This is a genomic window from Methanofollis sp., assembly GCF_028702905.1.
Lineage (GTDB): Archaea > Halobacteriota > Methanomicrobia > Methanomicrobiales > Methanofollaceae > Methanofollis.
In genome coordinates this window covers 1-4,543 of record NZ_JAQVNX010000135.1, presented here as the reverse complement: position 1 = coordinate 4,543, position 4,543 = coordinate 1, and the positions used below count along the sequence as shown (strand labels likewise).

At 60.9% G+C, this 4,543-nt stretch carries 6 protein-coding genes; 3 read left to right on the top strand and 3 right to left on the bottom strand.

Going from position 1 to position 4,543, the window contains the following annotated elements:
- Positions 1-8 precede the first annotated feature (8 nt).
- Genes PHP59_RS11480 through PHP59_RS11470 form a run of 3 tightly spaced genes read right to left on the bottom strand, consistent with a single transcriptional unit; the run spans position 9 to position 3,286 of the window.
- On the bottom strand, positions 9-2,201 hold the full coding sequence (locus PHP59_RS11480) for an elongation factor EF-2 (RefSeq protein ID WP_300167124.1): 2,193 nt from the start codon (positions 2,199-2,201) through the stop codon (positions 9-11).
- A 30-nt stretch (positions 2,202-2,231) separates the two neighbouring features.
- Positions 2,232-2,855 carry a 30S ribosomal protein S7 gene (locus PHP59_RS11475; RefSeq protein ID WP_300167122.1) on the bottom strand — a complete coding sequence of 208 codons (624 nt, stop codon included), beginning with the start codon at positions 2,853-2,855 and terminating at the stop codon, positions 2,232-2,234.
- 2 nt (positions 2,856-2,857) lie between these two features.
- Entirely contained in the window at positions 2,858-3,286 is a 429-nt protein-coding gene (locus tag PHP59_RS11470; protein ID WP_300167120.1) for a 30S ribosomal protein S12, read from the bottom strand.
- A gap of 166 nt (positions 3,287-3,452) precedes the next feature.
- Between PHP59_RS11470 and PHP59_RS11465 the strand changes: the two genes are divergently transcribed.
- From PHP59_RS11465 to PHP59_RS11455, 3 genes are all read left to right on the top strand, one after another.
- Complete coding sequence (locus PHP59_RS11465; protein ID WP_300167118.1) at positions 3,453-3,866, top strand: 6-carboxytetrahydropterin synthase; 414 nt, start codon at positions 3,453-3,455, stop codon at positions 3,864-3,866.
- A complete protein-coding gene (locus tag PHP59_RS11460) occupies positions 3,853-4,467 on the top strand; it encodes a radical SAM protein (protein ID WP_300167116.1) in 615 nt (204 codons plus the stop codon). The genes PHP59_RS11465 and PHP59_RS11460 overlap by 14 nt, the downstream gene beginning before the upstream one ends.
- Positions 4,468-4,469: 2 nt before the next feature.
- Positions 4,470-4,543: 7-cyano-7-deazaguanine synthase (locus PHP59_RS11455; RefSeq protein WP_300167126.1), on the top strand; the 74-nt coding region annotated here is incomplete at its 3' end.

The following is a 4,543-nucleotide window of genomic DNA, read 5'->3' as shown; positions in this document are numbered from 1 at the left end:
TCCTCTGCTCACGCCAGATAGTCTTCCGGCCGCGGGATCTGTTCCTTCAGACCCTTCCTCTTCCGGATCGCCTTGACGACCTCGGGGAGGAGACCCTGGGGAACAACCTCGAAACCGGCGAACTCGGTGGACCACATCGCACGGCCTTCGGTCGCGGAGCGGATGTCGCCGGCAAAGCCGAAGAGTTCCGCCACCGGCGCCTTGCCGGAGACAGTGATCGTGTCGCCCATGCTCTGCATGTCGAAGACCTGACCGCGGCGTCCCTGGATCTGACCGGTTGCGGCACCCATCTGGTCCATCGGGACAGTGATCTGGATCTTCTGCAGCGGCTCGAGGAGGGAGTCGCCGGCCATCAGGATGCCGGCCTTGACCGCGGAACGGACCGCAGGGATGACCTGCGCCGGACCGCGGTGGATCGCGTCCTCGTGGAGCTTGACATCGACGAGGCGGATCTTCAGGTTCTGCACCTGTTCCTCGGCAAGCGGGCCGCCCGCAAGGGCCTCGCGCCAGCCTTCGAGGACGAGTTCCATCGTCTCGTTGAGGTACTGGATACCCTTGGTCATGTCGAAGAACATGTTCGTCGCTTCGATGGCCCTGAGGTTCTTCGCCTCATCCTTCTCGAAACCGGCCTTTATGAGGAGTTCACGCCTCTCTATTTCAGGGAGGTTCATCGTGATCTCGCCGTCCTTGATCAGCTGGACAACCTCGTCGCTCAGGGGTTCGAGCTCGATGTAGAACCTGTTATGGCGGTTCGGGGACTTGCCCTCGACCGGACCCGCCTTCTGGGTGGGAGTCTCGCGGTACACCACGATCGGCGGGGACGTGACGATCTCGACGCCCTTGTCGCGCTTGATACGGCCGGTGATGATCTCCAGGTGGAGTTCGCCCATGCCGGAGATCAGGTGCTCGCCGGTCTCCTCGTTGATGGTGACGCGGACGGTCGGGTCTTCCTTCGCGACCTGCCGCAGCACGGTGACGAGCTTCGGAAGGTCCTTCATGTTCTTCGCCTCGACGGCGACGGTCATGACAGGCTCGGAGTAGTGCTGGAGAGACTCGAACGGGGTCATATCCATCATCGACGTGACGGTGGAACCGACGATCGCGTCCTTGAGACCGGTGACGGCGGCGATGTTGCCGGCGCAGAGGCTCTCGACCTCGATCCTCTCGGGGCCCATGAAGATACCGACCTGCTGGAGGCGGTTGGACTTGCCGGCGGTGCCGGAGATGTAGACCTCTTCACCGCGGCGGAGCGTCCCGGAGAAGAGACGGCCGGTGGCGACCTCGCCCGCGTGCGGGTCGAAGGAGATGTCGGTGACCATCATGGCGATCGGGCCGTTCGGGTCGCAGCCGACCATGGCCTTGCCGACCTCGGACTCATAGTCGCCGTGCCAGATGATGTGGACACGGCGGTCCTGTGCCTGGATCGGGTTCGGCAGGTGCTTGACGACCGTGTCAAGGAGAACGTCGGCGAGCGGGCTCTTCTTGGCGAGGGTCTTCATGTCGCCGGCACGGCAGCGGTCAAAGACCTCGCCGAAGTTCACGCCCGACGTCTTCATGTACGGGACAGAGACGGCCCAGTTGTACAGCGCGGAGCCGAAAGCGACAGTGCCCTGTGCGGCGTCGAGTTTCCAGCCCTCGTTGTACATCTTCTCGTTCATGCCCTTGATGAGCTTGTTCACCTTATCGATGACACGCCCGAGGCGGATCTGCATCTCGGTCTGGTCGACCTTGATCTCGTTGATCAGGCGGTCCACCTTGTTGATGAACAGAACCGGCTTGACACCCTCCTTGAGGGCCTGGCGGAGCACCGTCTCGGTCTGGGGCATGGTGCCCTCGACAGCGTCCACGACGACGACCGCACCGTCCACCGCACGCATCGCACGGGTGACGTCGCCACCGAAGTCGACGTGGCCCGGAGTGTCGATCATGTTGATGAGGTACTCCTGCCCACCGTACTCGTGGACCATGGAAACGTTCGAGGCATCGATCGTGATGCCGCGAGCCTGCTCCTCCGCGTCGGAATCCATGAAGAGCTGGTGACCGGCGAGCTCCTCGGAGATCATCCCGGCGCCTGCAAGCAGGTTGTCAGAAAGGGTGGTCTTACCATGGTCGATGTGTGCTACGATACCAATGTTGCGGATCCGGTCCGGCTTGTCCATCAGCTCGGTGACCCGCTCTACCATCTTTTTTCTTCGTGTCATGGGAGTGCCTCAGAACCAAAAAAAAGGGTTTTACCGTGCAGCCTTTGCAACACGTTCGCGTTCTTCTTTCTTCGAGACGGAGAAGGCCTTTGCGTCGCCCTTCGCCGCAGCGATAATCTCGTCTGCGAGCACGTCGGCAGCCGTGCGCTTGCTCTTGTGGGAGCCGTTGTAGGTGGCGATGGCGAGGAAACCGAGGGCGGAGTCGACCCGGCGCTGGGGGGCGGTGTCGACAGCCTTCGGGACATTGATGCCACCGTACTTCAGGCGGACGGTCTCCTCGCGGGGGCCGGTATTGGCGATCGCGTCGACGAGCACCTGGACCGGGTTCTTCTTGGTCTTCTTGTTGACCCGGTCGAAGGCTTCCTCGACGATACCGATCGTGACCTGCTTCTTGCCGGTGTTCTGTTCCTTCTGCATCAGCTTGTTGATGAGCCGCTCGACGATGAGCATATCACTCTTGGCAAACTGCTGCTGGGAGAGCTTGCCGCAGGAGTGCGGGACGATCATCGAGGTGAGGTTCACGTAGCGGAGAAGGCCGGGGTCGGTGATCTGAACTTCGGAAAGGTCCCACTTGTTGAAAAGAAGCCTCGGTACACCAGCTTCTTTCTCTTCTACCTGTTCCTGGACAGGAGTTTCTACTTCTTCCACCATCATGATCACCTGCGCGGCTTCTCCTTACGACCGAGGACCATTTCCCGGAGGCAGACGTCGTTCACCTTGGTGACACAGAAACGGACACCAGGGATATCACCCTTCGACCTGCCGAGACGGCCACCGATACCTTCGATGGTGACCTCGTCGTGCTCGTCGATGAAGTTGATCGCGCCGTCGCCGACGGCGAAGGCCGATACCTGACGGCCGTTCTTGATCAGCTGCACACGGACACACTTACGGATGGCCGAGTTCGGCTGCTTGGCTTCGACACCGACCTTTTCGAGCACGATGCCGCGGGCCTGCGGGGCACCCTCGAGGGGGTCGGACTTGATATCGAGCATCAGTTCACGGCGAGCGTAGTTCTTGTCGCTCCACCGGGTGCTGTTGGCGTCACGCTTCAGCTTTCTGGCTGCAAATTTTCCCATTCCCATTGAATACCCTCTTTAGAGTAGATTTTCTCGATGTGGAAACTCCTCACTGTGGTATATACCAAAGCGCGGAATGAATTTATATATTGTCCATCATCTCGAAATCTTGTAGTATTCATGGGACGTCCTCTATAATAATCTTATATCCTCACCCGCCGAATGATAGGTGATGGTCACCTGTATCTACAAAGAAACCTACTTCGACGCGAGTCACCGCCTCCTCCACTACCAGGGGAAGTGCCACCGTCTCCATGGCCACAGGTGGAGGGTCGAGGTCTGGATCAGGGGGACGCCCGACGAGAAGACCGGTATTCTCGTTGACTACAATGATATTAAAGAGGTCGTGGACAGGTTCGATCACCAGGTGGTCCTCAACGAGGAGGACCCGATGGTGGCCTGCCTGCGGCAGTTCCAGGACGTGGTGACCACCGTCGGCGACCCGACGAGCGAGGTGCTCGCCGAAGTGATCGCCGGTCTCATCAACGAGATGTGCGGCAGGGACGGGAGAGACGCACGCGTCGCGAAGATCCGGGTCTGGGAAGCGGAGACCTGTTATGCGGAGGTGACTGATGCGGATCTGTGAGGTCTTTTACTCCCTGCAGGGCGAGGGGGCAGAGCAGGGCAGGCCGACCGCCTTCGTGAGGCTTGCCGGGTGCAACCTGGCGTGCGGCTGGTGCGACACGCCGTCCGCGCGTGACGCCGCGGGGGGCCGGGACGTCGCGGTCGATGTCCTCCTCGACCATCTCTGGCGCAAAAAGTGCCGGACGATCTGTTTCACCGGGGGCGAACCTCTCCTCCAGATGGACGAGGTGGTCGAGGCCTGCCGACGCCTGTCGGGGATGGGCTATGCCGTCGACATCGAGACGAACGGCACGGTGGACTTCAGGCCGGTCCAGCCCTTCGCCTCGGTCTGCATGGACGTGAAGTGCCCGTCGTCGGGGGAGAAGAGCGATCTCTCCCTCCTCCCGTATATCAGGGAGAAGGACAGCGTGAAGTTCGTCGTCGGCACGAACGAGGATCTCGCGTATGTCGAGAAGGTCCTCAAACACTGCCCGGTCAGGGGCGAGGTCTTCGTCTCGCCGGTGTACGGCTCCGACGAAAAGGGGATCGCGCGCTGGGTGCTCGAGTCGGGGTTCCCGGTGCGTTTCCAGATCCAGCTCCACAAGTACCTGGAGATGAAGTAAGCATGAAAGCGGTATGCCTCCTCTCGGGCGGGATGGACTCGACCACCCTCGCCTATGTGGCGAAAGATATGGGCTA